Source organism: Mesorhizobium sp. M1A.F.Ca.IN.020.06.1.1 (assembly GCF_004023265.1).
Taxonomy (GTDB): Bacteria; Pseudomonadota; Alphaproteobacteria; order Rhizobiales; family Rhizobiaceae; genus Mesorhizobium.
This window is the reverse complement of record NZ_RZSR01001025.1, coordinates 1-2057: the sequence shown is the minus strand read 5'-3', so window position 1 is coordinate 2057 and position 2057 is coordinate 1. Positions and strand designations below refer to the sequence as shown.

Here is a 2057-nt window from a genome sequence, read left to right as displayed (position 1 = left end):
AATCAGCACCACCATTTCGCCCACGCAAATCAGACGCGTAAAGCCGGCTTCCCAGCTCCACGCGTCGCGTGTCTGTTCAGTCTACATAAAACCGATTCTTGGTCCACGCAAGTGGCAAGTGTTCCGCTTTATGTTTTAGCGCCGCCTCGGAACCATCCAGTCGTTCCGTCCCGGCTATGCGGGGCCTTATGCCCCAGTTTTCGCTATATGGCAAGCCGCCCCCGGTTTTCAACGGCGGAGCGCACCCACCTTCAGTCTGCCATGGGAGGTGGCACGGGCAGCAGGGCTCGAACCTACGACCTGCGGTTTTGGAGACCGCCGCTCTACCAACTGAGCTATGCCCGTATACGGGCGCTGCTATTTCACAAAGCCGATGAGAACTCAAGAGCCCTTTTGAGACGCGTCGGCCGGAAGCGCCGATCGCAGCCATCCAAGCCCCAGGGCCCATGCGCAGATCACGAGTTCAAGCGCGAAAGTCCAATGCAGAACGAAGTTCAGGACCCAGTTCCCATGGCTGGCCGGAACCGCCACGAGCTCAAACGGGCGATGACTGAACGGCGCCAACCACATGATCGGCGATGCCACCGTGTCGAGCGCCATATGCACCATGGCTCCGGCTAAGAAGATGGCGATCGACGGCAGACGCCGCGACCCCAACAACCGACCGCCCGACACGCTCACCGTCCCGATCGTGGCCCAGAACAACGGCCAATGCGTGATGTAGGCATGATGGTGCGTGCGACCGCCATCGATCAGGTAAAAATAGAGCATGTCGATGTCCGGGATGACACGCTGCCGAGCATTGCGGCAGCCACCACATCGGATGCCTCCCGTCGCCGTCTTCGCGCGAGCCTTCCCAGAATATAGCCCGATGGGAGATGGGCAATCAGCATGCAAGGTCGTCTCACATTGATGCAACGACCCTGCGGTGTCTTTGCGGCGTCATCTTTTCGGAATTTTGCAGAAACCCAGCATCTTCGGCTACGATTTCCCGGCCGGCGGCTTGTAAGGCCCGCCCGGCACGCCCCAGCCCCAGCTTGGCATTGGCTCGGTCTCAGGGTCGCAAGTCTCGCCGAGATTGGAATTAATCTTGGCCAGCCGCGATCCCCACTCGACATAGCCCATCAAGGAGGAACGGAACTCGGGATCGTCCGGCAGGCCGGCTTCGTCCGCCGCGTCCGCCAGAAGGTTGATCCAGCGCCGGCGCTGCTCCTCGGTCAGATGCTTGCCGAGATGATGCCTGACCATCTCGCGGTGGCCACCATGCCGTTCGCTGTAGGTCTTCGGCCCGCCGAAAACCTCGCCGATGAAGGCGGCGACATGTGCCTGAACACCGGACCGACGATCGGGTCCAAGGTCACTCTGTTGTAAAAGATCTGCGTCAGCCGGTTGAGCGCCTCGCTGCCGCCGGCCCATTCGAACAAAGTCGGGACGCCCTCGCTCATCTCCGGTCCTCCTACGTTTGAGCCTAGAAGGATAGCGGGAAGCTCGGAGCCGGCTCAACCTGCCTCCATGGCCAGTGCTGGCATGGCGCCGAATGCTGCTAAAGCTTGGCCGGCGATTCCGCTTCGGCGTTGGCGGACGGCAGAACCCGGCAGTTATCGGGTTTTGGCGAAGATTTGCAGATAGTGGCGCCCGTCAGAGCGTCTACCGACTGGCGGCTGGTGGTGAGCCCGAACCCCGCCAATTCGTCCTGGCTGAGCTCCCTGTGCTTGGCGGATTGGGCCGACTGCATCGCGACGAACAAGCCCGAGCCGATCGCCATCTCCTCGAGATACGACCGGACCTTGTCTTCCATGCCCATGGAATGCACCAGGAAACGCGTATCGGCGCCTACCAAGCGCCTGGTGCCGCCGGCGATCATCAGCACGCAGGCTGTATCGCATTCGGCGCCGGCTTCAACGGTGAGACCATTATGAAGGTTGTCCTTGGAGACGCACCCTGCCGTGCCGGGATCGCAATCGAGAAAATCCGTCCGGGCGACCGCAACATCCAATCTGCGCTCGCCGCCGGCCGGCTGATCCGCGAGCGCAGATTGGATGTTGCGGTCGCCCGGA

1 protein-coding gene, 1 tRNA gene and 2 pseudogenes are annotated in these 2057 nt (G+C 61.6%); all 4 read right to left on the bottom strand.

What is annotated here, in order from left to right; genetic code table 11:
- Positions 1-269: 269 nt before the first annotated feature.
- Positions 270-345, bottom strand: a tRNA-Trp gene (locus EOA60_RS30470).
- A gap of 36 nt (positions 346-381) precedes the next feature.
- Positions 382-771, bottom strand: a complete 390-nt coding sequence (locus EOA60_RS30465; RefSeq protein WP_245322379.1) for a metal-dependent hydrolase — start codon at positions 769-771, stop codon at positions 382-384.
- Positions 772-981: 210 nt separating this feature from the next.
- Positions 982-1445: pseudogene (locus tag EOA60_RS30460) on the bottom strand (group II truncated hemoglobin).
- A gap of 98 nt (positions 1446-1543) precedes the next feature.
- Positions 1544-2057 (bottom strand): annotated as a pseudogene (locus EOA60_RS37890) (hypothetical protein); the annotation flags it as partial.